General features: G+C 62.5%; 20 protein-coding genes. 16 read left to right on the plus strand and 4 right to left on the minus strand.

Annotated elements, in window-relative coordinates:
* The first annotated feature begins 84 nt into the window (after window positions 1-84).
* From KP001_RS04420 to KP001_RS04460, 9 genes are all read left to right on the plus strand, one after another.
* Window positions 85-1,647: an efflux transporter outer membrane subunit gene (locus tag KP001_RS04420; protein WP_217288367.1), complete on the plus strand. Its 1,563-nt coding sequence runs from the start codon at window positions 85-87 to the stop codon at window positions 1,645-1,647.
* Window positions 1,644-2,711 (plus strand): HlyD family secretion protein, encoded by a 1,068-nt coding sequence (locus KP001_RS04425; RefSeq protein WP_217288368.1) that lies wholly within the window; start codon window positions 1,644-1,646, stop codon window positions 2,709-2,711. The genes KP001_RS04420 and KP001_RS04425 overlap by 4 nt, the downstream gene beginning before the upstream one ends.
* A gap of 29 nt (window positions 2,712-2,740) precedes the next feature.
* Entirely contained in the window at window positions 2,741-5,506 is a 2,766-nt protein-coding gene (rbbA, locus tag KP001_RS04430; protein WP_217288369.1) for a ribosome-associated ATPase/putative transporter RbbA, read from the plus strand.
* Window positions 5,507-5,508: 2 nt separating this feature from the next.
* A complete protein-coding gene (locus KP001_RS04435) occupies window positions 5,509-6,630 on the plus strand; it encodes an ABC transporter permease (RefSeq protein WP_217288370.1) in 1,122 nt (373 codons plus the stop codon).
* A gap of 70 nt (window positions 6,631-6,700) precedes the next feature.
* The gene (locus KP001_RS04440; protein WP_217288371.1) at window positions 6,701-7,687 is read left to right on the plus strand and encodes a TAXI family TRAP transporter solute-binding subunit; all 987 of its coding nucleotides are present in this window, start codon (window positions 6,701-6,703) and stop codon (window positions 7,685-7,687) included.
* A 23-nt stretch (window positions 7,688-7,710) separates the two neighbouring features.
* Window positions 7,711-9,000 (plus strand): alpha/beta fold hydrolase, encoded by a 1,290-nt coding sequence (locus KP001_RS04445; protein ID WP_217288372.1) that lies wholly within the window; start codon window positions 7,711-7,713, stop codon window positions 8,998-9,000.
* Between the two features lie 68 nt (window positions 9,001-9,068).
* Entirely contained in the window at window positions 9,069-9,842 is a 774-nt protein-coding gene (locus KP001_RS04450; protein WP_217288373.1) for an MlaA family lipoprotein, read from the plus strand.
* Window positions 9,843-9,856: 14 nt separating this feature from the next.
* Window positions 9,857-10,810: a hypothetical protein gene (locus tag KP001_RS04455; RefSeq protein ID WP_217288374.1), complete on the plus strand. Its 954-nt coding sequence runs from the start codon at window positions 9,857-9,859 to the stop codon at window positions 10,808-10,810.
* A 317-nt stretch (window positions 10,811-11,127) separates the two neighbouring features.
* Entirely contained in the window at window positions 11,128-11,433 is a 306-nt protein-coding gene (locus KP001_RS04460) for a hypothetical protein (RefSeq protein ID WP_217288375.1), read from the plus strand.
* Window positions 11,434-11,530: 97 nt separating this feature from the next.
* On the opposite strand, the gene KP001_RS04465 is transcribed toward KP001_RS04460, so the two are convergent.
* On the minus strand, window positions 11,531-13,231 hold the full coding sequence (locus KP001_RS04465; protein ID WP_239027890.1) for a cytochrome c3 family protein: 1,701 nt from the start codon (window positions 13,229-13,231) through the stop codon (window positions 11,531-11,533).
* A gap of 518 nt (window positions 13,232-13,749) precedes the next feature.
* Complete coding sequence (locus tag KP001_RS04470) at window positions 13,750-16,725, minus strand: hypothetical protein (protein WP_217288377.1); 2,976 nt, start codon at window positions 16,723-16,725, stop codon at window positions 13,750-13,752.
* Between the two features lie 229 nt (window positions 16,726-16,954).
* Here KP001_RS04470 and KP001_RS04475 point away from each other — a divergent pair, with 229 nt between their 5' ends.
* The 6 genes from KP001_RS04475 to KP001_RS04500 all read left to right on the plus strand — a co-directional run bounded on the left by KP001_RS04475 (window position 16,955) and on the right by KP001_RS04500 (window position 23,683).
* Complete coding sequence (locus tag KP001_RS04475; RefSeq protein ID WP_239027891.1) at window positions 16,955-18,292, plus strand: MATE family efflux transporter; 1,338 nt, start codon at window positions 16,955-16,957, stop codon at window positions 18,290-18,292.
* Between the two features lie 352 nt (window positions 18,293-18,644).
* Window positions 18,645-19,337 carry a phosphoadenylyl-sulfate reductase gene (locus KP001_RS04480; RefSeq protein ID WP_217288378.1) on the plus strand — a complete coding sequence of 231 codons (693 nt, stop codon included), beginning with the start codon at window positions 18,645-18,647 and terminating at the stop codon, window positions 19,335-19,337.
* 69 nt (window positions 19,338-19,406) lie between these two features.
* Entirely contained in the window at window positions 19,407-20,312 is a 906-nt protein-coding gene (gene cysD / locus KP001_RS04485; RefSeq protein ID WP_217288379.1) for a sulfate adenylyltransferase subunit CysD, read from the plus strand.
* The gene (gene cysN, locus KP001_RS04490) at window positions 20,312-21,964 is read left to right on the plus strand and encodes a sulfate adenylyltransferase subunit CysN (RefSeq protein ID WP_217288380.1); all 1,653 of its coding nucleotides are present in this window, start codon (window positions 20,312-20,314) and stop codon (window positions 21,962-21,964) included. Before cysD ends, cysN begins: the two co-directional genes overlap by 1 nt.
* A gap of 118 nt (window positions 21,965-22,082) precedes the next feature.
* Window positions 22,083-23,222 carry a cysteine desulfurase family protein gene (locus tag KP001_RS04495; RefSeq protein WP_217288381.1) on the plus strand — a complete coding sequence of 380 codons (1,140 nt, stop codon included), beginning with the start codon at window positions 22,083-22,085 and terminating at the stop codon, window positions 23,220-23,222.
* Window positions 23,219-23,683: a GNAT family N-acetyltransferase gene (locus tag KP001_RS04500; RefSeq protein ID WP_217288382.1), complete on the plus strand. Its 465-nt coding sequence runs from the start codon at window positions 23,219-23,221 to the stop codon at window positions 23,681-23,683. The genes KP001_RS04495 and KP001_RS04500 overlap by 4 nt, the downstream gene beginning before the upstream one ends.
* Window positions 23,684-23,692: 9 nt before the next feature.
* Here KP001_RS04500 and KP001_RS04505 read toward each other — a convergent pair whose 3' ends face one another.
* Window positions 23,693-24,202: a DinB family protein gene (locus KP001_RS04505; RefSeq protein ID WP_239027892.1), complete on the minus strand. Its 510-nt coding sequence runs from the start codon at window positions 24,200-24,202 to the stop codon at window positions 23,693-23,695.
* A gap of 126 nt (window positions 24,203-24,328) precedes the next feature.
* On the opposite strand from KP001_RS04505, the gene KP001_RS04510 reads away from it, so the two are divergent.
* Window positions 24,329-24,628, plus strand: coding sequence for a cytochrome c3 family protein (locus KP001_RS04510; RefSeq protein WP_217288383.1), 300 nt, complete (start codon window positions 24,329-24,331; stop codon window positions 24,626-24,628).
* A gap of 272 nt (window positions 24,629-24,900) precedes the next feature.
* Here the strand turns inward: KP001_RS04510 and KP001_RS04515 are convergent, their stop codons facing one another.
* Entirely contained in the window at window positions 24,901-26,418 is a 1,518-nt protein-coding gene (locus KP001_RS04515; RefSeq protein ID WP_217288384.1) for a sensor histidine kinase, read from the minus strand.

Consider the following 26,418-nt stretch of genomic DNA (forward strand, 5'->3'; position numbering starts at 1 on the left):
TTCCCGCGGCGTAGATAGTGTATTTTCTTCGGGGTAGCCTCGCTGTAGCTTGTGAAGAATTCCTTGTGACAGAGGAGCACATTCATGGCACAGAAGGCAGCAGATGATGACCCGCTGGAACCCCGACCTTCCCGCTGGCTCGGCCGACCTTGCGTCCGGCCGCTCCCCCTTGTTCCGAGCCCCCCCTCACGTTCCGGTACCTTCTCTCTTGCCGTTTTGCTCCTCTTCCTGGCCGCCCTGCCGTGTGGTTGCTCCCTGAAGCCTCCCTACCAGCGCCCGGCGCTGCCGGTGCCGCAGCACTACCCTGGCGCCGAGCGCGACGACGCGGCCGCACTCTCTTTGTCCGACTGGTCCGCCTTCTTCGCCGACCCAGAACTGAAGCGCCTGGTCACCCTTGCCCTGGAGCGGAACCGGGACCTCGCCATGGCGCGCCAAAAGGTCGAGGAGGCCCGCGCGATGTACGGTATCCGCCGTGCCGACCTGCTCCCCGGCATCTCCGCCGGAGCCCTGGCCGAGCGCTCCCGCACCCCGGCGGACCTCTCGCTCACCGGAGCGCCCGTGACGGCCAACGTTTTCCAGGCAGGTCTTTTCCTTGCCAGTTGGGAGCTCGACTTCTGGGGGAGAGTCAGGAGCCTGAAGGAGGCAGCCCTCGAGTCATACCTCGCCAGCCTGGAGGCCAGGCGTGCGGTCCAGGTGAGCCTGGTGGCGCAGGTGGCCCAGAGTTACCTGCAGGAGCGTGAACTCACCGAGCGTGTTGACCTGGCGGAGGCGACCATCAAAAGCCGCGATGAATCCTTCCGTATCGCCCGGCGCCGTTTCGAGGTCGGCTCCGCCTCCAAACTGGACGCGGTGCAGGCGGAAACCCTGCTGAACCAGGCCAGGGCCGAACTCGCGGGGCTCATGCGGCTGCGCGCCCTCAACCTGAACGCGTTGGCGCTTCTCACGGGCGGACCGGTGAGCCTCGTGCCGCTCCCCCTGACCGTGGTGGAACGGGATTTTCTCGCCGTGATCGCGCCCGGGCTCCCCTCGGATCTCCTCCTAAACCGGCCGGACGTGATAGCGGCGGAGCATGAATTGAAGGGAACCAACGCGGCCATAGGCGCCGCGCGCGCAGCCTTTTTCCCGGCCATCGCCCTCACCGGCAGCTTCGGCAGCGCGAGCAGCGAACTTTCCGGGCTCTTCGCCGCCGGAAGCGGCACCTGGAGCTTCACCCCGGCCGTATCCCTACCCATCTTCCAGGGGGGGCGCAACGTGGCCAACCTGGAACTGGCGCGGGCCCGGGAACGGGAGGCCGTCGCAGCCTACGAGCGCGTGCTGCAGCGTGCTTTTCGCGAGGTGGCGGACGCGCTGGCGCAGCGGCACTGGCTGGCCGAGCAGGTCGAGGCGCAGAAGGCGACACTTGCCTCCCAGACCGAGCGGACCCGGCTGGCCCGGCTTCGTTACGACACCGGCGCGGCCACCTATCTCGAGGTGCTCGACGCCGAAAGGGACCGGTTCTCCGCCCAGCAGGCCCTGGTGCAGACCCGCCGCGCCCTGCTCTTTGCCGGGGTCGAGCTTTACGCGGCACTGGGGGGAAGGGGGCAGGCCGCGCCAGGCGAACCAGGCGGCCATGCCGGCGACGTCCGCAACGGGGAGGCCAAGCCATGAGAGGGGTGGGAAACAGGAGGATCCTGATCGCGGCGGCGGTCGTTTTGATGTTGCTCGGCCTGATTCTTTGGCAGCAGTTCGGCCGGCGCAACGTGGACGATGGGATCGTGAGCGGCAACGGCCGCATCGAAGCGGTCGAGATCGATGTCGGTCCCAAGAGCCCGGGGCGGGTGAGGGAGATCCTGGTCCGCGAGGGGGATTTCGTCAGAAGCGGAGAGACGGTGGCGCTTATGGACTCCGAGGTGCTGGAGGCGCAGCACCGGGAGGCGCAGGCCCAACTGGTCAAGGCGCGCAACGCGGTGCTCACCTCCAAAAGCGAGATGACCCAGCGCGCCAGTGAGAAGGCTGCGGCACAGGCCGTCGTGGCGCAGCGGGAGGCGGAACTGGCCCTGGCCGGCAAAAGGGTGACCCGCTCCACCACCCTTGCGCGCGAGGGGGCCACGTCCCAGCAGGAGGCCGACGACGACCTGGCCCGCCTGGCGAGCGCCCGGGCTTCGACGGCGGCGGCGCGGGCCCAGGAGGCGGCGGCCGAGGCCGCCGTGGCCACGGCGCGGCAAAAGGTGCTGGGGGAGGTCTCCAACGTGGCCGCTGTGGGCGCGACGGTGCAGCGCATCGAGGCCGACATGAGGGACGCCCGACTCAAATCCCCGCGGGACGGCCGGGTGCAGTACCGCGTGGCCCAGCCGGGCGAGGTGGTGGCCGCTGGCGGGCGGGTGCTGAGCCTGGTCGACTTGAGTGACGTCTACATGACCTTTTTCCTCCCGACCGCCGCGGCGGGGAGGGTTCCCCTCGGCACCGAGGTGCGGATCGTCCTCGATGCCGCTCCACGGTACGTCATTCCGGCCCGGGTCTCATTCGTTTCCGACGTCGCCCAGTTCACCCCGAAAACGGTCGAGACGGCGAGCGAGCGCGAAAAGCTCATGTTCAGGGTGAGGGCCCAGCTCCCTGTGGAACTCCTCAAAAAGCACATCACCCAGGTGAAGACCGGTCTGCCCGGCATGGCCTACGTCCGCCTCGATGGCAACCGGCCCTGGCCGGCGCATCTTGAGAAGGTGGTCCGGTGACCCCGCGGGCACCAGAGCCGGAGGGACAGGTGACCGGCGGCAAAGGCGGCTGCGCCGTACTCGTGCAGGGGGTAACGCTGCGCTACGGCAGGACCCTCGCGCTTGACGACGTCACCCTCACCTTGCCGGCCGGTTGCATGGTGGGGGCCATCGGCCCGGACGGGGTGGGGAAATCGACCCTGTTCTCCCTGGTGGCGGGCTCCCGCAGGATGCAGGCGGGAAGGGTGGAGGTCCTTGGCGGGAGCATGGCCGACCCCCGACACAGAAGGCGGGTCTGCCCGCGCATCGCGTACATGCCCCAGGGGCTCGGGCGCAACCTCTATCCGACCCTGTCGGTCTTCGAGAACGTGGACTTCTTCGCGCGCCTTTTCGGCCACGGCCGCGCCGAACGGGAGCGCCGCATCGGCGAACTCTTGGCCGCCACGGGACTCGCCCCCTTCGCCTCCCGTCCTGCCGGCAAGCTCTCCGGGGGGATGAAGCAAAAGCTCGGGCTTTGCTGCGCGCTGATTCACGATCCCGACCTCCTCGTCCTGGACGAACCGACCACCGGCGTCGACCCGCTGTCGCGGCGCCAGTTCTGGGAACTGATCGGCCGCATCCGCGGCCGGCAAAGCGGCATGAGCGTCCTCGTCGCCACCGCCTACATGGAGGAGGCCGCGCGCTTTGACTGGCTGGTGGCGCTGAACGCCGGGCGGGTGCTGGCGACCGGGACCCCGGCTGAACTTCTGGAACAGACCGCCAGCCGCACCCTTGAGGAGGCGTTCATCGCGCTCCTTCCCCCTGCCCAGCGCGCGGGGTACCGACCGGTGCGGATCCCGGAGCGGGAAGGGGACCTCGCCGCAGAAACCGCGATCGAGGCGTCGGGCCTCACCATGCGCTTTGGCGACTTCACCGCGGTGGACCGGGTCAGCTTCCGGATCGGGAAGGGGGAGATCTTCGGCTTCCTCGGCTCCAACGGCTGCGGCAAGACCACCACCATGAAGATGCTGACCGGCCTCCTCCCCGCAAGCGAGGGGGAGGCGAGGCTTTTCGGGCGCCCGGTCGATCCCGACGACCTCGACACCCGGCGCCGGGTCGGCTACATGACCCAGTCCTTTTCCCTCTACACCGAACTCACGGTGCGCCAGAACCTCGTACTCCACGCGCGCCTTTTCCGGCTCCCGAAAGCGGCGATACCCGGCCGCGTCGCCGATATGGCCCGGCGCTTCGGGCTCGAGGCGGTGATGGATTTCCTTCCCGATGCGCTTCCGCTCGGCGTGCGCCAGCGGCTTTCCCTGGCCGTCGCCATGATCCACGGCCCGGAACTGCTCATCCTCGACGAGCCGACCTCCGGGGTGGACCCGGTGGCGCGGGACGGCTTCTGGCAGATCATGGTGGACCTGGCCCGCCGCGACCAGGTCACCATCTTCATCTCCACCCACTTCATGAACGAAGCCGAGCGCTGCGACCGGATCTCCCTCATGCATGCAGGGCGGGTGCTGGTGAGCGACGCCCCGGCGCGGCTGGTGCGGGAGAGGGGAGCCGCAACCCTGGAGGAGGCGTTCATCGGCTACCTGGAAGAGGCCTGCGTGGAGCCCGCAGCACAAGGAGGCGCCTTCACCGAGGCAAAGCCGCAGGGGACGGATCTCCCGGTAAACCGGGGGGAACCCGGCGTCCAGGTCGGGCGCAGCTTCAGCCCGCGTCGCCTGTTCAGCTACGCGCACCGCGAGGCGCTGGAACTGCGCCGCGACCCGGTTCGCCTCTGCCTCGCCCTGCTTGGCTGCGTCATCCTCATGTTCGTCATGGGGTACGGCATCACCATGGACGTCGAGGACCTGACCTTCGCCGTCCTGGACCGGGACCAGAGCGCCCTGAGCCGCGACTACGCCTTGAACCTGGCCGGGTCGCGCTACTTCAAGGAGCGTCCCCCGTTAAGGGACTACGCGGAGCTGGACCGCCGCATGCGCTCGAGCGACATCTCCCTTGCCATCGAGATACCGCCGGGATTCGCCCGCGATCTCGAGCACGGCAGGCCGGTCGCCATCGGGGCCTGGATCGACGGCGCCATGCCCTCGCGCGCCGAGACCGTGCGCGGCTACGTCCAGGGGATGCACGCCCATTGGCTCGCTGCCCTGGCGCGGCAACGCATCAGTTCCCCGCCGCCGGCCTCCCCAGTCAGCATCCAGACCCGCTACCGCTACAATCCGGACGTGAAGAGCCTTCCTGCCATGGTTCCCGCCGTCATTCCGCTGCTTCTGATGATGATCCCGGCCATCGTCACCGCACTTTCCGTGGTGCGCGAGAAGGAGCTCGGCTCCATCGTGAACCTCTACGTGACCCCGGTGACCAGGCTGGAGTTTCTGCTCGGCAAGCAGATCCCCTACCTGGTCCTCTCCATGGTGAGCTTTTTGCTGCTCACCCTCCAGGCGGTCTTCATCTTCCAGGTCCCCCTGAAGGGGAGCCTCGCCGCCCTCTGCCTCGGCGGATTTTTGTACGTTGGGGCCGCCACCGGCCTCGGCCTGGTCATCTCCACCTTCATGAAGAGCCAGATCGCCGCGCTCTTCGGGACGGCGCTTTTGACCATACTCCCGGCCGTCGAGTTCTGCGGCATGCTGGAGCCGGTCCGCTCGCTGGAAGGGGTGGGGGCCCTGATCGGGCGCGTCTACCCGACCACCTACTTCCTCCTGATTGCCCGCGGCACCTTCGGCAAGGGGCTCGGGTTCGAGGAGCTGAAGCTGTTTTTCATCCCCCTTGCGCTGGCCGCGCCGCTTCTTCTTTTATTGGGAACGGTCCTGCTCAAGAAGCAGGAGTCCTGACCATGCGCGCCGCCAACGTCCTCCACCTGGGAGTCAAGGAACTCTTCAGCCTGTTGCGCGACCCGGTCATGCTGGTCCTGATCTGCTACGCCTTCTCGCTCGCCATTTACGCCGCCGCCACCGCCATGCCCGAGACCCTGCACAAGGCCCCTATCGCCATCGTGGACGAGGACCGCTCCCAGCTTTCCACCCGGATCACCGACGCCTTTTACCCGCCCCAGTTCTCCCCCCCATCCCTGATCACCAGGCAAGAGATGGACGCGAGGATGGATGCGGGACTCGACACCTTTGCCCTCTCGATTCCCCCCGATTTCCAGCGCGACCTCCTTGCCGGGCGCGGCGCCGAAATCCAGTTGAACATCGACGCCACCAGGATGAGCCAGGCCTTCACCGGCAACAGCCACATCCAGACCATCGTCGCCAACGAGATCACCGGCTTCCTGCGACGCCACCGCCCGGACTCGGGGCAGCAGGTCGACCTGGTCTTGAGGTCGCGCTTCAACCCTGAGCTGAACAAGTCCTGGTTTGGTGCGGTCATGAAGATCATCGACAACATCACCCTGCTATCCATCATCCTGACCGGCGCCGCCCTGATCCGCGAGCGGGAGCACGGCACCGTCGAGCACCTGCTGGTCATGCCCATCACCCCCTTCGAGATCATGATGGCCAAGGTCTGGGCCATGGCCCTCGTGGTGCTGTGCGCCACCACGGCCTCGCTGTACCTGGTGGTCGAAGGGGCGCTGCGGGTGCCGGTCGAGGGATCGGTGCCGCTGTTCCTGGCCGGGACCGCGCTGCACCTTTTCGCGACCACCTCCCTGGGCATCTTCCTCGGCACGGTCGCACGCAGCATGCCGCAGTTCGGCCTTTTGACCATGCTGGTATTGCTTCCCTTGCAGATCCTTTCCGGAGGTACCACGCCGCGCGAGAGCATGCCGGCGCCGGTGCGCGGCGTCATGCTCGCCGCCCCCAACACCCATTTCGTCATGCTTGCCCAGGCGATCCTTTACCGCGGCGCCGGGTTTGACGTGGTGTGGCCCCAGTTCGCGGCGCTCTTTGTGATCGGGAGCGTCCTCTTCGCCATCTCGCTGTCGCGTTTCCGCAAGACCATCGCGACCATGGCGTGAAACGTGTGCCTGCCGGGAAATTTGGTATAACTAAGGCTTGTTGCCGAAATCCGGTTATCTGGAGGAGCATATGCACTCTTTCCGAAATGCCGCACGCCTGGTCGTGCTGGCCGCAGCCGCCGCGCTTCTTTTTCCGTCCCTCCGCGCCGAATGCGCCACAATCAAACCCTTCTCCATCTCCTCGGGCACCACCACCAGTTCCTATTACGCCGCCGCCAGTGCCGTAGCCAAGGTCTTCAACAAGAAGAGCGCGGTCTACGGGGCGAGGCTCGCCACGCTCGCCTCGGCCGGGTCGGTGGCCAACATCGACGCGGTCGCCGAGGGGAAGGCGGCGTTCGGCATAGCCGAGACCGAGCTTTTGAAGCGGGCGGCGCAGGGGGTACGACCCTGGGAGGGGAACGCGAAGGGGCAACTGCGGGCCGTGCTCGGGCTCTACCCGGCAACCGTCACCATCGTTGCCGCGGTGGACAGCGGCATACAGCGCATCGCTGACCTGAAAGGGAAAAGACTTAACATCGGCGCTCCCGGCTCCATTGACAACACCTACGCCAGCGCGCTGTTGCAGATGTCCGGGCTCAACCCCGCGGAGGTGATCACCTCCGGGCACTCTACGGCCATCGCCCCGGAACTGCTGCAAAAAGGGGATATCGACGCCTACCTCTGCATTGTCGGACACCCGAACCTGACGGTGCTGGAGGCGAGTGCCGGGAAACGCAAGGTGCTCCTGGTCCCGCTCGAGGAGAGCTTGATCAGGCAGGTGACAAGCAACAACCCGCTCCTCGCCCCGGTCGTCATCCCCATGCGGTTTTACCCCAACGTGCAGGCGACCGGTACCGTCCAAAGCCTGGGCGTCCGTACCGTCTTGTTCACCTCTGCCGACCAGTCCGACGACTCCGTGTACAGTATCGTGCGCGAGATCCTCGGCAACCTGGACCTGTTCCGGCGCCAGCATCCGATCCTCCAGGATCTGACACCGGAGCAGGCGGCACGAGTGACCGTGATTCCGCTGCATCCGGGAGCGGCACGCTACTTCAAAGAGTCCGGCCTGGTGCCGTAGCGGCCGGCCGTAGGGAGGTCTCCATGAAACGTTTATTGGCGCTGGCTCTGCTGCTTCTTTCCTTCATCGCCGCCGCACCTGCCGCCGCGGCGCCTCCGCAATCCTACTTCTACCCCTTCGTGAACCCCTACGAGGCGACGGTGATGGAGCTCCCGAAGGAATTCGAGGTCAGGCTCCCCGACAAGGTCCCGATCTACGAGTTCGTGGTCCGCCCTTTCCCGAAGCGGGAGATCCCCGAGGTCTTCTGGTACGAAAACGGGCTGATCTGTTCCCTGGTGTACCAGGATCACAAGGCCCCCCTGGTCTTTCTCGTCGCGGGCTCCGGTTCCCGTTTCGACGTGCCGCGCATGTTGAAGTTGCAGAAAGTGTTGTATCAGGCTGGCTTCCATGTCATTTCGGTCACGTCGCCGACCCACATGGATTTCGTGGTGAATGCCGCCCGCGGCCTCCCCGGCATCGCCACCGATGACGCCAAGGACCTGTACCGGGTGATGGATCTCGCCTACCAGAAGGTTCGTGACCGGGTCGATGTCTCCCATTTCATGCTCGCCGGTTACAGCCTGGGGGGCTTCGATGCCGCCTTCGTCGCCAGACTCGACGACCAGGAACATCGCTTCAACTTTAAGCGCGTGCTCCTGATCAACCCGCCGATCTGCCTGTACGATTCCGTCTCGGCACTGGACCGGTTGCTGGTTGATAACGTTCCCGGGGGCATGGACAATTTCGACAACTGGTTCCGCGGCGTTTTCAGCCAAACGATGCAGCTTGCCGAGGCCTGGGAGCCTGGCGGCCTGAGCGGCGAATCGATGTACCGCACCTACAAGCGGATGCAGCCCAGCGAAAGCAACCTGGCGGCGTTGATCGGTCTCACCGCTCGCATGAATGCTGCCGACATGATCTTCACAGCGGACGTCATGAACGGCGGCGGCTACATCGTGCCCAGAAACGTACGCCTCACCTCGACGACCTCGCTCACCCGCTATGCCATCGTCGCCTACAAGACCAGCTTCGTCGACTACTTCGAACAGTGGCTTTTACCGCACTACCAGAAGATGGAGCCGGGGCTTACCCGCGAGGACCTGCTGCGGCGGGAAACCCTGCGGGCGCTCGAAGGGTACCTGAAGGGGTCCAACAAATTCGGGCTCATCCACAACGAGGACGACATCATCCTGGTCTCCGGGGACATCGAGTACCTCGAGCGGGTCTTCGGCGACCGCGCCTGGATCTTCCCCAGCGGCGGGCACATGGGCAACATGTTCCACCCCGACGTCGTCTCCGCCATCACCGGCTTTCTCAAAGGGAAGGAGGAGTGATCATGAATAAGCACGCCGATCACATGCCTTGTTCGATGTCGCGCGTAAAAGGAACACGGAGCCCCATCATGGCGAAGGGTGCCGGCCTGCGGCTTCTGATGCTGGTGCTCCTCGGGCTGTCGCTCTCCGCCTGCAGCACGACGCCCAAGGTGACCGGGCCGGTGGAGCCGCCGCTTAGGCGCTACGAGGATTTCGTGAAGCCGGGCCAGCCCAACATGCTCAACGTGAAGGATTCGGTGGAGGGGTTCAACCGGGGCAGCTACCGGTTCAACTACTACTTCGACGAGTACTTTTACCTTCCCGTGGTGCGCGGCTACGAGTTCATCATGCCCAACTACCTCGAGGACCGGGTTTCCGATGCCATCGACAACCTGGGAGAAATAACGAACTTGACTAATAATCTCTTCCAGTTCAAATTCAAGTCCGCCGGAATCACCGTGAGCCGCTTCGTGATAAATTCGACCATCGGTGTCGGCGGCCTGTGGGACCAGGCCGGGAAGATGGGGCTCAAACGCCAGACCGAGGACTTCGGGCTGACACTTGGGCACTACGGTACCGGGAGCGGGACCTACCTGATGCTCCCCGTGCTCGGCGCCTCCAACGTCCGGGACACCACCGGTCTGGTCGCCGACCTGGCCACCTCCAACTACCTGGGCCCCGTGGCGTGGATCGACGACACCACGTTCACCTACGCCTACTCCGGGATCTACGCCGTGGACCGCAGGCACCGAACCCCCTTCAGGTACCGCCAGACCGGTTCCCCCTTCGAATACGAGCTGATCCGGACCCTGTACACCATGAAGCGTGAATTCGACATCGAGCAGGGCAACGAGACGAAATAATATGGAGGCAGCAGTTGCTTAAGTTTCTTCATTCCATCTTCCGGCGCGGCACCAGGGCGGGTGCCGTGCCGGACGCTTTGGTCAACAAGGCCATCGAGCGCGCGGTTGACGGCACAGATCCCTGGATCCGTGCCGTTTTCGGTTACAAGAAAAAGCTCCGCCCAGCCGTCCTGCACGCCATCAACCACGTGGTGTCGCTGGTGGACGGGACCGGTCCGGTCCTGGTGCTCGACCCGCTGCGCTTCGACCTGGACGCAAACCTGCGCACCTACTTCATCTCCGGCGCGGAGCTGCGGGATTTCCTGGAGCGCGATCCGGGGCTCAGGCAACTGCGCGGCACGACGGGAAGGGGGCAGCACGGGGTGACGGGGCTTCTGGTAATGGAGAAGCGGGAGAGGCTCATACTCGGAGCTGAGGTTTCAGGCGAGGTGGTGCTGCGGGACGTGCCGCAGCTCGCGGTAAGCTTCGAGGCGCACCAGCTCCTCGACCTCAACGGCAAGGAAGAGGATACCCGTTACCAGTTGAAACGCCGCGCTTACGATCATCTGCTTCGCCAAGCGCTGGGGCGGATCACGGAGATCAAGACCCGGCGGGGCAACCTGGAGAAGCACCGCGCCCTCCTGGAGGCGAAGCTCACCGTGCTGCGGCGCGGTGGCTTCGGTTTCGATCCGCGTTCGGGCGAGGAGACAGACGTGATTGCAGTTGAGAAAAGCCTGGCTGATATCGAGGCGCAGGTTCTGGCGATAGGGAAGGACGACAAGATGCTGGAGGTGTACCTTGGCGTGGTGGCAGACGTGTTGGGGCGGGCCGAGGAACATCTGTGGCTGGGCGAGGAGACGCTTATCGTGGACCGGATGGGGATCAAGCGCAAAGAGGCCGGTGCCGGGGCTTGCGAGGTGAAATTCGACGTCCTTCGCGACGCGGAGGGGAGGAGACTGGTGGTCTCCCTGGTGAGCATTCCGGACTAACCGGCATTCCAACGACATGAAGAAAGATCCCCGTACCTTCGCCCCCCGCGGCTTCACTGCAGGGGGCGCTTTGTTTCCTGGCCGCGGGTTCCTATTCGCTCAGCACGATTCCTCCACCGCTGTTTTTATGCAGACCTCGCATTTCCTGCCGAATATGCCACTTGTGTTGTTGAATATTCTCTGGTTTTGATCCGTCCTTATGGCTGATTTTACGTAAAATCAGCTGCTTGTGAGGTTGGCACGTCCGATGCTCTTAGTAGGGCAGACAGTGCATCGAGGCGCTGCAGCAAGAACTTTCACTCAAGGAGGATGTAACGATGAAAAAGAAACTCTTGGTATTTATGGCGGTATCCCTTTTCGCGGCGGCAACGCCGGTTCTGGCTGACGAGGCGGTCACCCACGGCACCATGCACAAGGCCGGTGACGCGCAGTGCGAGAAGGAGTGCGCGATGCTTTTGAAGGACTGCAACAACCAGGTCGACAGCATCCAGGACAGGATCAGGAAGCTGCAGGTCGCCATCAACGAGAAAGGTGCCAGCACCTACACGGTCGAGGAACTAAAGATCCTCAGGAATAAGCTCCAGGAGGCTAACGAAACGCTGCGCGCGCTGAACAGGCACTAAGCCGCGCCGCCACCTGATGCCGGCCTGACCGACGGCCGGTCGCGAGGAAAGGGCACGCTTCGCACGAAGCGCGCCCTTCTTCTTTTCCGCGCGGCAGCTAACGCTGCTTCAGTATCGCCTTTGCCAGCGCCAGGTTGTGGTAGGCGATGCTCCTGATTTTCTTCCCCTCCGCGCCGCTCGCTTTATAACCGGCCAGGAACGCATCAAGCTCGCTTCTGGCGGAATCGGTCTTCCGCTTGTCGTAGGGAAGCGAGAAGTCGATCCCCTTGACGTCCCAGGCGCTTGCGGGCAACAGGGTGAAGGGGGCGATATCCTCCACCTTCCGGGCTCCCGCCATTTCCGGCTGCTCCCACACTTGGTCCGTGAAACGGATGCCGTCCCTGTCGGCCACTACCGTGTAGCTCCCTTTGAATGCCTTCTTTACGTCCGACTTTTCAAAATAGCTCCACTGCGATTTCCCCACCTGCGCGTACGAATCGTGGCAGGTGGGGCAGCCGCGCGGTTTGCCGATGGCGTGGCTCATCTTGTCCATCTGCACCCAGAGTATGGCCTTGTTCCCCGAGGGAAGATCGTTGCGCGTACCGACGCCGATATAGGCGTCGTTGACCTCGCGGACGCCGCGCACCGCCTCGAAGAGCGTCGGCTCGCCGATGGCCGGGTTCCCGGGGATCTCTCTTTTCGGGATGGCCCGGAACAGCAGCCCCGTCGGGGCCAGCTCACGGGTCTGGTTCAGCACCGCCATCGGGTAGGGCTTAACCCCGATCCAGCGGCCGTCAGCGTTTTTGATGATGGTGGGAAGGTCGCGGGTGCCGTAGTACTCCTTGTGTTTGCCGTACGGTGTCTCCACCCCGAAGGTCATGCCGGGACCCCAGAAGGTGTACTGGTAGGCGCCGACCAGGGTGACGTGGCAGGCCGTGCAGTCCACCTTGCCGTGGACCGAGCTTGCCAGCGCCTGGACTATCCCGGCGTGGCAGTTGCCGCATGAGGCGCGGGCCTGGTCGGAGCCGAGATGGCCGAACTTGTGGTTCACCGGCTTGTGACAGTCGGTGCACTGCAGCCCCGCCTTGAAATGTGTATCCTGGGGGAGGTTGGGCGGGAACGAATAATCGCCCCGGAAGTAACCGGCGCCGCGCCTGCGGTCCATCGGTCCCGCATGGCAGATGCTGCCCCGTCCGCCACCGTAGCAACTGGCCGTATCGGGGAGGCCGAAGCTGTGGCTTCCCTTACCCTCGTGCGGCTTGAAATGGCAGTCGTTACAGCCGGGGTGGCACATGTTGCAGCTCCGGTCCGAGGCCGCGTTCTGCGCCTCGCTGTACGGCACGGCGGTCTGACCCTTCAGGTTGTCGTAATTCTGGCCGAACCACATGCCGCAGTTTTGAGGGCCCGGGAGCTGTTCCGACCAGCTGCGGTAGGATCTCTGGTGCTTCAGGCGTCCCATCTCGGAACTGCTGTACTCCTTCACCTCCTGGGCGTGGCACCTGCCGCAGGTCTTCTCCGCCACCGCCGGCGAGAAGGCGAAGCTCTTCGGGTCGCGGTCCTGCCAATGTATGTTGGCGATGGTCTTGATGCCGGCTGCCGCGAATTTCGCCGGATCCCCTTCGGGTATCATGCTCTCCATGTCATTCGCCCGCGGCACCAGCGCCTTCAAGGCCCCGGCGGTTTCCCGGGGCAGCGCCTGTCCCTTCAGCCTGGGGCCGACCCCCACCAGAAAAGGGCGCACCATTCCCTGGTGCGCTCCCTCTTTGCCGGCCTTAGCCCCGTCACCTAAGTGGCAGTCGACGCAGGTCGCACCGGGCATCCTTACCTCCCGGTCTACCTGTGCCGGGTCCAAATACAGTGATTCAGCCCCCAGTGTCTTGATCAGGACTTTGTCACTGTGACAGATGACACACTGAGACTTCGCATCGAAGCCGAAGGCAATGCCCGTCAGTGTGAGAGAGAGAACCAGCGCGAGCATAGTTTTCATTTTTTATTCCCCATACACGGATTCTTTTGGCAGACCTTGGAAATGTTACTGCCGATTTCCGCTATGACAATGCGGGAATATTCAAAAGAGACCCCCGGACAGGAGCCCCAATGGTGCCGGCTTCTGGTTCTTGGAAGATCAAGCGGTTATTCATCATGTTCTGCGGCCATTGGGGCTATCTTCGGTTTTCTCCCGGCGCACCCGGCAGCCGGCCTCAATCCCATAGACGCCTTGCGGCACGAGTGAGACCGGCACAGTTTCGTCAAACTGTCCAATGAGCATGGAACACCCGCAAAGCGAAGTTCAGGGGGCGCACGTGATGCACGCTGGACATGCTTGCCACCGGACCATCAGCACTTGGTGTCATTTCCAGGGGGGGGCTCTCCGGGAGGGGCTGATTGCACGATGCTGAAGAAGTCGGGGTCCTCCAGCTTCTTTACGAATTCGACGGCAGCGTCCTCGTCGGCACCAGCGGGGAGAAAAACTTGCCATTCCAGAAGCGTGTCCAATTCGTCGGTGATGTCCTTCACCTTCACAGCGAGGTTTGGGGTGTCGATTTCGGTGTAATACCATCGGCTCGGAGTCTCGGTGCCCAGCACACGCCCACCGGAGAACTTCTGGCTGAACATGTTGGTTTTCATGTTGTAAAACAATTTCCTCCCATCGACGTTGACCAGCGCGATGTCCTTCTCGGGACAGACAGCGGCTAATAGCGTAATAGTCATGTGTGCGACGGTTGCCGCATTCAAATACTGCTTCACCGCTCGCAGCTTGGTGTTCAGGACGTTTACGATGCCGTCCCCAAAAGCATAGATCTGGCTTTTCCCAGCGTCGATACCGAGGCAATTGAGACCCTGGGTTGATCCTATTCTGCTGCAGCCTCTCGGCGGGTCCAGGTTGCTCTCCAAAACGTGGGTGTAATTTTCGGTGAGTGCCAGGAATCTGTCGGGCTGATATGACAGCCGGAAAGCGTCCAGTTCCTCACACGGTGCTTGGTAGGTTCTCACCGTACTGGTGACAAGGTCGATGGATTGCTTCACTACTCTAAACTTGCTCCCTTCCCGGATGACAGCGTAGTAGGAATTGTCCTTACTGCTGGACATGAATATCCCCTTGAAAACCGCGTCGTCCTGGCAGTCGAAATTCTCATTGATGTCGAAGGCGGCCGTGAATCTGCTTTCCATTTCTGAAAGTGTGGCGCGCCATATCGTGTTGTTGGTCTGAGAGTTGACCAAGAGGAAGACGTCCTTGTCCGGCAAGCAATCTATCACGTCCAGGTCCTTGAAGTTGGGGGACCGGTACTTGGTGGCGCTCATACGCCACATGTTGAGGACGATGATGGTCTCCTCGTCCTCGCGCAACAGCACGTGCCGGTCGGAGAAGTAGAATTTGTTCAGGCCTTCGGCCAATTCCGAGGAGAGATCCACGACCAGGTCCGGCGAAACGATCATCGGGATCGCTTCGGCGGAAATGGCGAACATCTGCGTAACCTCGTTGTCGTACTGATCAAGAAACACTGCATGAAAGGGGCGGGTCAAGGTCTCCCTGATCTGCGCCGCTTTTGTGGAATTTCCTAAAATCAGAGCCTCACGGTAATCCAGTGGGCTCCACCACTCCGTCTCCGGTTCGAGCCGGCGAATTGTGTGTTTGGCATCCTCCTTATAGGCGGCCCTCTCGGTTGCAGGCAACACCGCTAACGACTTTTGCAGTTGGGCGTACAGCTTTCTCGCTGTGGCCAATGCGTCCCTTTCTTCCTCCGCATCCAGTTCATCCATCAAAGAAAGCAACTGATCCGCCTCTCGCCTCGCCTTCGCCGACTCCAGTTCGAGGAGCGTGTCGTATAGTTCCTTGAACAGAGGATAGCCGTAAAAATACTGCTGCAGGTCCTGCACCATCTCCCAGCAACCTTCCGTATTTCCCTGTTGCACCTGCCGCTTGACCCTGATGAACCTGAGCCACTGCTCCATAGCATTTTCGTCCGAAAGCTTCCGAAGCCCCTTGTTGTGGCAGAGTGCGGAAAAATAAGGAGATATGGCGCATGCCCGATGGTAGTCCGCCTCCGCCGCTTGGCGCGACAGCCAGAGCAAATTGTCATAGCACTCCTCCCACCGTTCCTGCGCGGCGAGTGCCCGGAGCGTGTCGAGGCGCTCTTCTACCGCCTCTTGCTTCTGGCGGTTTTTTTCCCGTATCAAAAGGTCCCTGATATGCTCTCCTCTCTCCTTGTCCCGCTCCAGAAGCCGCGCCAGCAAATCGAGTCTCTCGGTGCACTTCTCGCTGGACCCGAGTCGCTCCCAGAGCCGCTCCACTTCCGCTCCAGTCTTCATCGCCTCAACCTCTCCGGCTAATTCGCGCGCCTTCTTGAAGTTCGGGTAATGGGAAAGGGCTCGCTGAAGCAGGGACTGCGCTTGGCTGAGATCGTTGCAGGCAAAAGCCGCCTCCGCCTGTTGCAGATAAGGCTCGGCTTCTGCGAACATGGCCGCCTCCAGCTCCTTTCTCAAGCTGGTATGGGTGGTCACGAATCCTTCTTTTTCCTCTGCCACCTTCAGAAGATAAAAGGCCTGTGACAAGTTGCCATCCTTGAAGGAAATGTCGGCGTAGGCGTACAGAGAGCCTTTCTCGAGATCCCCTGGCTCCGCTGTTTCGAACAGAGCCCTCGCCTCAGCAATAGAGCCGTTGCCGTAATAGGTCATGGCGAGCAGTTCCCGGACGACCTTGTCTTTAAGCAGATGCCTGGGCTGCGCCAGCAAGAGCTCGATAGCCCTTTGGTACGCTCCCATCTGCTCCGTCAACATCCTGGCGGCTTTGATCAGGGTCGGCATATCTCCGGGGGCAGAGATGCGAATGGTGGCCAGGAGTTCCTCCGCCTGAGGGTACTCGTACTGCTCAAGCAGAAGTTCGGCGTTGCTCACGGCTTCCTTAGGCGAACCGCTGGCGGGCTGTTTCCTGCTTTTCGCCCCCTTCGCCTCTTTGGTTGTCGGGGAAGGCGCTGGTGCCGAGGGGATGCTGCCTACCGTGTCGAGCGCTTTCACCGAAAGAGCTTTGAGATCTGCATGGCAGGCGTCGATGGAGGGGAGGGCATTGTGCTTGATGAGGACTATGTCCGCGTTGCAGGGATGAGGCGCCAGGTGGAAGGTTTCTCCGTAGGTCTCCAGAAGCAGGTTTTGCAGCTGGTTTTTGATGCGGTAGCCATGCTCCCTGTCAGTCTCGGGAAGCTGAAGGCAGGTGGGATTGACACGCTTTATAAGTGATATCAGTTCCGGAGAGGACGGAATCCGCGCCGACTCGAGAACGCTCTCCGCCGCTTTGACATGCTGTTGCCAACTCATAACGCCCTCCTTGATAAACATAAAATTATTTTAATTGTAGTGGGTTTTCCTCACTGTGCAAGAAAGTTCCTTTGCAATAACTCGCGGCAACGTCATCTTGTTTTCCATCCTTGTTTTCTCTGGCTGTTGGCGTTATCTTTGCGGATCTGACCGGCTCCCGTCCGGTGAATGTGTGGATGAGCCCCATGGCGCGATTCCGACTCTGACATCAAAAAGGCAGCCCTATCCAGTGACCAACCACGTACCGCGCCTGCTGAAACTGGCAGGCCCCATGATACTCTCGACCTCCGCCATCACGCTGATGCAGATCGTCGACGCCATCGTCCTGTCCCGGCACTCCAGCGCCGCGGTCGCGGCCATCGGCCCGGCCGGCCTCGCCGTCATCCTGTTCCAGGGCTTTCTCTTCGGCACTGCGGGGTATGCCGGCACCTTCGTGGCCCACAACCACGGCAGGGGCGACGCCGCCGGCGTGCGCAAATCGGCCTGGCTCGGTATCCATACCTCGCTTGCCTCCGGCGTCCTCGCCCTGGCCGTCGCTTGGCCTATCGGTCAGCTCTTCCGGCTGGCGGGTCACACTCCTGACGTCGCCGCCGACGAGATCAGCTACTTCACTATCTGCATGGCTGGTTCACTCTTTCCGGTACTGGGCTCCGCGCTGGCAGGCTGGCTTTCCGGTATCGGGCGCCCTGTCATCGGCACCGCGGTGACCTTCTTCTCGTTTGCTATCAACGCGCTGCTCGCCTGGGGACTGGTGCTGGGTGTCTGGGGCTTTCCGCGCCTGGGGATCACCGGCGCCGCGCTGGCCACCGTTTCGGCCCAAGGGGTTGCCGCGCTCCTCTACGTCGCAATTTTCGTTGCCGGCGGGGGATGCACGGACCGTGGCGCCAGGCGCCTGGACGGCGTCGAACTGTCCCGCTTCTTGAAACTGGCCATGCCCATGGGGCTGCGCATCAGCGGGGAGCTTCTTGCCTGGACCCTCTTTCTCGTGGTGCTGGGGCGGCTGGGGACCGTGGAACTCGCCGCTTCCAGCATCGCTTTCCGGATCAACGGCCTGGCCTTCTTTCCCGCCCTCGGCCTCGGCCAGGCGGCCGGCATCCTTGTGGGACACGCCCGCGGGAGAGGGGAGGACGACGAGGTCCCGGCCATCGCCTCCCAGTCGCTGCTCGTGTGCGAGGTCTGGATGCTGGTGATGGCGGTACTGTTCGCCACCTGCTCGGCCCCGCTCATCGCCGTGTTCGCAGGACACGGCCCGGAGAGCGCCCGCATCGTAGAGACCGGCTCGCTAATCATGAAGTTCGTCGCCTTTTACTGCCTGTTCGACGCCGCCAACGTCATGACCGGCTGCGTGCTCTCTTCCGCCGGCGACACCAACTGGGTCGCCCGCACCTTCGTCTATTCCTCCGCCGGTTTCCTGCTCCTCCTGTGGCTGATCGACAGCTTCATGCCTGGCCTGGTTGCCGAGTGGACGCTTGGTACCTGCTTCGTCCTGTTCACCGCCGTAATCTGGTCCCTGCGCTTCCGCTCCGGCGCCTGGAGAACGATCCGGGTGCTGCATGACTCCCATTGAGGCACGCCAGGACAGTCCCCACCATTCCCCACTGACTCCGCTGTAGTATCCTCTTCTGTTTCTACTTTTTCGGCGCTCTATCCCGTTATTTTTGGGTCCGGCACGCCCTCCCGGCTGACGGCGTCTCGTTCGTATTTCTGCAGCTGAATCGGGTTGTTGCAGCGGGCAATGTTTTCCATTTGTTTTGCACTGAAACAAGGTACTACAAAAACCTACCACTATGCTGTGCAATTAAGATAAATTTTCTTGACTGCTTTGGTTGAATAAGCTACAACGTCACACAAGCTTGGATCGGTGGTTTTATGTCGACTGCCGATCGTGCAACCGAATCGCATCTGGAAAGGAAGCCCCCATGAACGCTGTGCCTGAAGTCCCCGCCAACGCAACCGCCCAGGACATCCTTCGCCTCGGTCTTGAAGCAGCTAAAGGACCGGTGAAACTCGCTTGCTCCTTTTCGCTCGAGGATGTCGCCATCATCGAGCTGGCCAAGGAGGCCGGTCTGGAGATCGGCGTCTTCGCCCTCGATACCGGCAGGCTCAATGAGGAAACTTACGAGGTGGCCGACGCCCTCACCGAACGCTACCGCATCCAGATCGACTGGTATTTCCCGAAGCACGAGGCGGTGGAGAAGCTGGAGCGCGAGAAGGGGCTGTTTTCCTTCAGGGAATCTCTTGAGAACCGTCACGAGTGCTGCCACATCCGCAAGGTGGAACCGCTGGGGCGGGCGCTGCAAGGGCTCGCCGGCTGGATCACCGGCATGCGCCGCGAGCACAACGTCACCCGCACCGATCTGAAGGCCATCGAGCTGGACCAGTTGAACGGCGGCATCCTCAAACTCAACCCGTTGCTGGACTGGAGCGAGGCGCAGCTTTTGGAGTTCGTCACGGGACGCCGCCTGCCGCAGAACCGCCTCTTGAAGCAGGGATATCGCTCCATCGGCTGCGCTCCTTGTACCAGGGCGGTCCAGCCGGGCGAGGATGCCCGCGCCGGAAGGTGGTGGTGGGAGAACCCTGAGCACAAAGAGTGCGGTCTGCACCGCAGGTAACAGGGCAGAGGAAGACGCGCCCGGCGCTGTTACAGCTCCGGCACACGAAGATCGATACGGGATAATGCCATGAAGAAAAATCTGACCCATCTGCAGCAACTCGAAGCCGAAAGTATCCACATCATCCGCGAGGTGGTGGCCGAGTTCGACAACCCGGTGATGCTTTATTCCATCGGGAAGGACTCGGCCGTCATGCTGCACCTGGCCCGCAAGGCCTTCTACCCGGCTCCGCCGCCGTTTCCGCTTCTGCACGTCGACACCACCTGGAAGTTCCGCGAAATGATCGAGTTCCGTGGACGGATGGCAAAGGAGTCCGGTATGGAACTACTGGTGCACGTGAACGAGGAAGGTGTGAAAAAAGGGGTATCGCCCTTCACCCACGGCTCCGCGCTCTACACCGACGTGATGAAGACCGAGGGGCTCAAGCAGGCGCTCGACAAATACAAGTTCGACGCGGCCTTCGGCGGCGCCCGCCGCGACGAGGAGAAGTCCCGCGCCAAGGAGCGCATCTTCTCCTTTAGGAGCGCGAACCACCGCTGGGATCCCAAGAACCAGCGCCCCGAGCTCTGGAGCCTGTACAACACCCGCATCAAGCCGGGCGAGAGCATCCGGGTCTTCCCGCTCTCCAACTGGACCGAGCTGGACATCTGGCAGTACATCCACCTGGAAGAGATTCCCATCGTGCCGCTCTACTACGCGGCGGTGCGCCCGGTGGTCGAGCGCGACGGCATGCTGATCATGGTCGACGACGACCGGCTGGAGCTTAAGCCGGGCGAGAAGGTCGAGTACAAGCCGGTCCGTTTCCGCACCCTGGGGTGCTATCCGCTGACCGGTGCGGTCGAGTCCGAGGCCGACACGCTCCCCGAGATCATCCAGGAAATGCTGCTCACCCGCACCTCCGAGCGCCAGGGGCGCCTGATCGACCACGACCAGGCCGGTTCGATGGAGAAGAAGAAACAGGAAGGGTACTTCTAATGGCACATCAATCTGAACTGATCGAGAAAGATATCCTTGCCTACCTGAAGAGCCAGGAGGAGAAGTCGCTGCTCCGTTTCATCACCTGCGGCAGCGTGGACGACGGCAAGAGCACCCTGATCGGGCGCCTGTTGTGGGACTCCAAGATGGTCTTCGAGGACCAGCTGGCCGCGCTCGAGGCGGACAGCAAGAAGGTGGGGACGCAAGGGGGCGCCATCGACTACGCGCTCCTTCTGGACGGCCTGCAGGCGGAGCGGGAGCAGGGGATCACCATTGACGTCGCCTACCGCTTCTTCTCCACCGACCGGCGCAAGTTCATCGTCGCCGACACCCCGGGGCACGAACAGTACACCCGCAACATGGTGACCGGCGCCTCGACCGCCAAGGTCGCGGTGATCCTGGTCGACGCCAGGAAGGGGCTTCTGACCCAGACCCGCCGTCACAGCTTCCTGGTCTCCCTGGTGGGGATCAAGCACATCGTCCTGGCCATCAACAAGATGGACCTGATCGGCTACGACGAGGAGAAGTTCCGCGCCATCGAGGCGGATTACCGCGAGTTCGCCGCACCGCTCGGCTTTACCAGCATCACCGCGCTCCCGATTTCCGCGTTGAACGGCGACAACATCATCGAGAAGAGCAGCGAGACTCCCTGGTACCAGGGACCGCCCCTGCTGCATTTCCTGGAGACGGTGCAGGTCGAGGACGACCGCGACGAGCAGCCTTTCCGTCTCCCGGTGCAGTGGGTAAACCGCCCCAACCTCGATTTCCGCGGCTTCTGCGGCACCGTCGCCTCCGGCACCGTCCGTCCCGGCGACGAGATCAGGGTTGCCTCCTCGGGCCAGACCAGCAAGGTTGCCCGGATCGTCACCTTCAACGGGGACCTGGAAGAGGCGGTGGCGGGGCAGGCGGTCACGCTCACCCTGGAGGACGAGATCGACATCAGCCGCGGCGACATGCTGACCCGTCCCGAGGCGCCGCCCTTGTACACCAGGCATCCCGAGGCGCACCTGGTCTGGATGCACGACGAGCCGCTTCAGCCCGGGCAGCTCTACCTGGTGAAGACCGCTACCGGCGTGACGCCGGGACGTGTCACCGCCGTGCAGTACGCGGTGGACGTGAACACCCTGGAGCAAAAGCAGGTGAGCACCCTGGGGCTGAACGAAATCGGCCTCGCGCGGATCGAACTGGACCGCCCAGTGTCCTTCGACCCGTACGGCGCCAACCGCGATACCGGCAGCTTCATCCTCATCGACCGTTTCACCAACGCGACCGTGGCGGCGGGCATGGTGCTGAACGCGCCGGACGAGTCGCAGAGGGCGCATCTCTCGGAAAGGGAGAGCAACCCTTGGGCTCCGCGGCACATTACCCTTGACGCCGTGGCCGCGACCAACCTGAACGTCGTCGATCTCACCGGGGAGAAGGGGCTTTTCATCCTCGATCTCGCCCAGAGCATCCACGACTATCTGGGCAAGGGGAACCGTATCCTGATCCGGCTGCGTGACCTCTCCCAACTGGAGCCGGTGGCGCAACTGGCCTACGAGCATGAACTTGCCTTCGAATTCGACCGCAGCGGCGACGGGGCGAGCATCCTGCTCTTCAAGCGAGGAAGTACCCCGCTGAAGGGATACGGCGACGACGGCACCGGCATCTAAGCAACAAGAGGCAAAAGGAGAGGCCAAGGAGCAAAACATTGCCCCTTGGCCTCTTTTTGTTTAACATTCAGCAGTCCGACCATTGACGGCAGCACCAGCCAGAAAACCGGAGGCACCCATGGACCCCATCTACCTGGACTACAACGCGACCACCCCGGTTGACCCGGCAGTGGTCGACGAACTCCTTCCTTTTCTCACCACGCACTTCGGCAACCCTTCCAGCAACCACCCTTACGGCACGGCCGGCAAGGAGGCGGTGGAACTGGCGCGGGGGAGGGTGGCGGCTGCGCTTGGCTGCACCCCCGGCGAGGTGATCTTCACCAGCGGCGGGACCGAGTCCGACAACCAGGCCCTGATCGGGACCGCCTTCGCCAACCGGGCGCGTGGCAACCACATCATCGCCTCTGCGGTGGAGCACCCCGCGGTGCTCAAGCCGCTGAGCTGGCTTGAAGAACAGGGCTTCGCGGTGAGCTACCTGCCGGTGGACGGCGCAGGAATGGTCGATCCGGATGAGGTCCGCAAGGCCATCACCGGCCGGACCATTCTGGTGAGCATAATGCACGCGAACAACGAGGTAGGTTCGATCCAGCCCCTGGCCGAGATCAGCTCCATCACCAGGGAAAGGGGCGTTCTGTTGCACAGCGACGCAGCTCAGTCGGTGGGTAAGGTCCCGACCCTGGTAGATCAACTGGGGGTTGACCTGCTCACCGTTGCCGGTCATAAGCTCTATGCCCCCAAAGGGGTCGGCGCACTCTACATCCGCAAAGGAGTGCGCGTGGCGCCTTACCTGCACGGGGCGGGGCATGAGGGTGGCATGCGGGCCGGGACCGAAAACGTCCCCTACATGGCGGCACTCGGTAAGGCAATGGAACTGGCAGCGGAGCGTATCTCCGCCGGCGAGCCGGGCAAGGTGGAAGCCTTGCGTGATCGCCTGCACGCGCAACTCCAGGAATTGGCCGGCGGGGTGGTTCTGAACGGGCCGGAAAAGGAGCGCCTCCCCAACACGTTGAACGTAAGCTTCGAAGGCGTGGTGGGAGCGGATCTCCTGGCGCGTCTTCCTGACATCGCTGCCTCCACCGGTTCCGCCTGCCATGACGGCAAAGGTGAGCTTTCGGGCGTGCTGAAGGCGATGGGACTTTCCAGCGCGCAGGGGTTCGGCGCGGTGCGGCTGAGCCTTGGCCGTCTTACCACCGCCGAAGAGGTGGACCGTGCGGCCGCACTCATCGCCGCCAAGGTTAAGGAGATCCGCGTCTCGTGATCATCACCCGGGCAGACGTCACCGATGCCGCCGAGATCCTGGCACTGCAGAAGACCGCCTACCTGAGCGAGGCGGCCATCTACCAGGACTACGCCATCCCGCCGCTCACCCAGACCCTGGCGGAGCTTAAGGACAGCTTTTCCCGCAACACGGTCCTCAAGGCGGTGGAGGACGGCAGGATCGTTGGGTCGGTTAACGGAAGGATGAGCAAAGGGCGCTGCCTCATCGGCCGACTGATGGTGCACCCGGAAAGGCAGGGGAGGGGGGTCGGTGCGGCCCTGATGCGGGCCATCGAAACCACCTTCGCCGAAGCAGCCTGTTACCGACTCTTCACCGGCGAGAGGAGCGAGAGCAACATCCGCCTGTACCAAAAACTGGGGTACCGGATCTTCGAGAGGAAGCAGGTCCCCGGCAGCTTCGCCATCGTCTTCATGGAAAAACCGCCGGAGCGCCTCCCCTAGTGCTCGCTACTAAAGCCGGGTGAGGTAGGCATCCTTCGTCAGCCACAGCTCTTCGATCCGGTACATGTGCCAGTGATCGTGCATGAGTATGTGTCTGACCAGGATGTAAAGCGAATATGCATCGTATTCCGGATGGGTCCCCGTCCTGCGCCAGGTTCCCTGGTCCAGTCCTTTCAACAGCTCCAACTGCCGCAGCCGGCAGGTGGTGAACTGCTCCAAAGCCGACGCCATTTCCAACCGCGCCGGGGTGTCCGGTTCCTCTTCCCCTTTGCCGGGGAGGTACGGGATGAACTCGGGATGCTCCTCCTTCAGAAAACGGCCGATCCTCTGCAGCAGCATGGGCTGCACCTCGGCCAGATGACTGACATGTTCGGCTATGGTCCAGAAACCTTCACCACGTCTCAGATCCAGTTTCTGCTGCGGAATGGTATCCACCAACTCGGCTAAAATGTTGGGCGTCCTGCTCAGTGAATCGAGAAGATCGGGGATGTCGCGCATCGCTTCCTCCTTGCCTGCCATGGTGTGCCACCGTAGGTCCGTACTGCGGAGGCATCTGCGTAAATTGTTGACTTAGACCTTGAAAGGTACTAGATAGTGTCGGTGTGAGCAACCATGTTATGCATTGAGCCGATGGAGGATGTTGTCATGAAATGGATTTTGGTGCCCGCCGTGTTTGCAGTAGTTGCCGGCCTTGCCGGGGTTGCCTTTGCCAACGGCAAAGATGTCCTGGAGTTTCCCAACGCGAAGGGAACAGTTATCTTCTCACACGCAAAGCACGAGAAACTTGCCGACAGCGATTGCAAAGTCTGTCACGAAAACCAGGTGGGTGCCATCAGGGCCTTCGGCAAGGCCTACGCCCACCGCGTCTGCATCGGTTGTCACGAGCCTGAGGCTGGCAAGATGGAAGGGCCCATCACCTGTGAAGGATGCCACCAGACTCCCTGATCGCACCGCGACCGTCGGCGGGAGTCAAATAAGACCCGATTGATCTTTTTTGTGTTGACTTGGACAGTCCGGGCGGTGTATGAGTAGATAACTTCTATTTCGGGAAAGGAGATCATGGCAATGTGGACCTCTAAGTTTGCTATTCGCCCTGTATCACACTGCAAAGAAGGTTGCAGTATTTAGCCCGTCTCCAGCGAGGCGGGCGTCCCTTAGCCAAAAAGCCCCGGCAGCGATGCCGGGGCTTTTTGTATTTGAGGGATGCTGCCGAAGTTTCAGCAAAGCGAGAAGTAGAAGGTGGCCCCCTTGCCCTGTTCGCCTTCCGCCCAAACCCGGCCTCCGTGCCGCTTGATGATCCTCTCCACCGTCGCGAGACCGATGCCGAAGCCTCCTGACCGCTGCGCCCCGGGCAGACGCCGGAAGGGGACGAATATCTCCTTCGTCTGCGCCATGTCGAAGCCGATGCCGTTGTCACTGACATAGAAAACGGCTTCGCCTTCACGCATGGTGCTGCCGAATTCGATCAGCGTCTCGGTCCGCTCCGTCGTGTACTTCCAGGCGTTGCCGAGCAGGTTTGCCAGGACCGCCCTGAGCAGTTGGCTGTCCCCCCGGGCCGAGAGCCCCGGCGCGATGATGAACCTCGCCTGTCGCTTGGGCTCCGACCGCGCCAGTTCGGCCGCAAGCTCCTCCGCCTCGCGGCTTAGGTCGACCGTTTCCTGCTTCGGTTCCGCATGTGCCATTTCGGCGAACTCAAGCAGGGCATTCACCAGCTTGTTCATCTTCACCGTCCCCTCGAAGGCCTTTTGCAGGAACTCCCGGCAATCTTCATTGAGCATCTTCCCGCAGGTCATGCTGACGGCCTGGCAATACCCGCTGATGAGATTCAAGGGCTGGCGCAGGTCGTGCGCCACCGTGTAGTTGAAGGCCGTCAGGTCGCGGTTGGCATCCTCCAGTTCCTCCGCTCGCACCGAAAGGGCACGGTTCAGTTCTGCGATTTCCTGTTCCAGGATCTTGCGCTGCGTTATATCGTCGACGATGGCAACCATGAAGCTGTCCTTGCCGGAGCGGTCCTGCACCATGGAGACGGTCAGCGAAGCCCACAAGGTTATCTCATTGTGCACGTAACGCTTTTCCAGTGAATACGAGCGCTGTTTTCCTTCCAGCAAGAGCTCGTGGTGCGTCCGACAACCAGGGAGGTCCTCGGGGTGGGTGAAGTCGTAGATCGTGCCGGGTACGCTGCCGGTGTTGCACCCGGCGATGGCGCAGTACTTGTCGTTGATGCGCAGGAAAGAACCGTCCATGGCGACGTGTCCGATGCCGACGGCGGCCTGGTCGAAGGTTGCCTGGAGTCGCTGTTCGCTTATGCGCAGCAGCTCGTTCTGCTCGCTGAAACGGTGCTTCAACTCCCTCACCTTGATGATCCTGTTCAGGGCGGTGAGCAGTTTTGAGAAGTTGACCGGCTTGAAGACGTAGTTGCTAAAACCAAGCTCGATGGCGCGCACGAGGAAGCTGGTGTCGCTGTAGGCGCTGAGCGCGATCAGGTCGACCTCCTGGTCCATGTCCCGTATGTGTCCGGCCATGGTAAGGCCGTCCATCACCGGCATCCTGATGTCAGTGACCACGATCTGCGGACGGTGCTCCTTGAACAGGGTGAGCCCCTCGGCCCCGTCTGCCGCGATGATGATCCTGAGGTGCCGATGTTCCTCGCTCAGCAGGTTGCCGATCAACTCCCTTGCCTCGGCCTCGTCTTCCACGTAAAGGATGCTCGTTACCCGCTCTCTGGCTGTTGGCAT

Origin of the sequence: Geomonas subterranea, from assembly GCF_019063845.1 — a bacterium.
Taxonomy (GTDB): domain Bacteria; phylum Desulfobacterota; class Desulfuromonadia; order Geobacterales; family Geobacteraceae; genus Geomonas; species Geomonas subterranea.

Coding starts and splice junctions, on each gene's coding strand:
- KP001_RS04470 (WP_217288377.1), bottom strand. CDS start 16,725: ATGAGTTGGCAACAGCATGTCAAAGCGGCGGAGAGCGTTCTCGAGTCG.
- KP001_RS04495 (WP_217288381.1), top strand. CDS start 22,083: ATGGACCCCATCTACCTGGACTACAACGCGACCACCCCGGTTGACCCG.
- cysN (WP_217288380.1), top strand. CDS start 20,312: ATGGCACATCAATCTGAACTGATCGAGAAAGATATCCTTGCCTACCTG.
- KP001_RS04465 (WP_239027890.1), bottom strand. CDS start 13,231: ATGCCCGGTGCGACCTGCGTCGACTGCCACTTAGGTGACGGGGCTAAG.
- KP001_RS04515 (WP_217288384.1), bottom strand. CDS start 26,418: ATGCCAACAGCCAGAGAGCGGGTAACGAGCATCCTTTACGTGGAAGAC.
- KP001_RS04505 (WP_239027892.1), bottom strand. CDS start 24,202: ATGGCAGGCAAGGAGGAAGCGATGCGCGACATCCCCGATCTTCTCGAT.
- cysD (WP_217288379.1), top strand. CDS start 19,407: ATGAAGAAAAATCTGACCCATCTGCAGCAACTCGAAGCCGAAAGTATC.
- KP001_RS04420 (WP_217288367.1), top strand. CDS start 85: ATGGCACAGAAGGCAGCAGATGATGACCCGCTGGAACCCCGACCTTCC.
- KP001_RS04460 (WP_217288375.1), top strand. CDS start 11,128: ATGAAAAAGAAACTCTTGGTATTTATGGCGGTATCCCTTTTCGCGGCG.
- KP001_RS04440 (WP_217288371.1), top strand. CDS start 6,701: ATGCACTCTTTCCGAAATGCCGCACGCCTGGTCGTGCTGGCCGCAGCC.
- KP001_RS04445 (WP_217288372.1), top strand. CDS start 7,711: ATGAAACGTTTATTGGCGCTGGCTCTGCTGCTTCTTTCCTTCATCGCC.
- KP001_RS04510 (WP_217288383.1), top strand. CDS start 24,329: ATGAAATGGATTTTGGTGCCCGCCGTGTTTGCAGTAGTTGCCGGCCTT.
- KP001_RS04425 (WP_217288368.1), top strand. CDS start 1,644: ATGAGAGGGGTGGGAAACAGGAGGATCCTGATCGCGGCGGCGGTCGTT.
- KP001_RS04435 (WP_217288370.1), top strand. CDS start 5,509: ATGCGCGCCGCCAACGTCCTCCACCTGGGAGTCAAGGAACTCTTCAGC.
- KP001_RS04450 (WP_217288373.1), top strand. CDS start 9,069: ATGGCGAAGGGTGCCGGCCTGCGGCTTCTGATGCTGGTGCTCCTCGGG.
- KP001_RS04480 (WP_217288378.1), top strand. CDS start 18,645: ATGAACGCTGTGCCTGAAGTCCCCGCCAACGCAACCGCCCAGGACATC.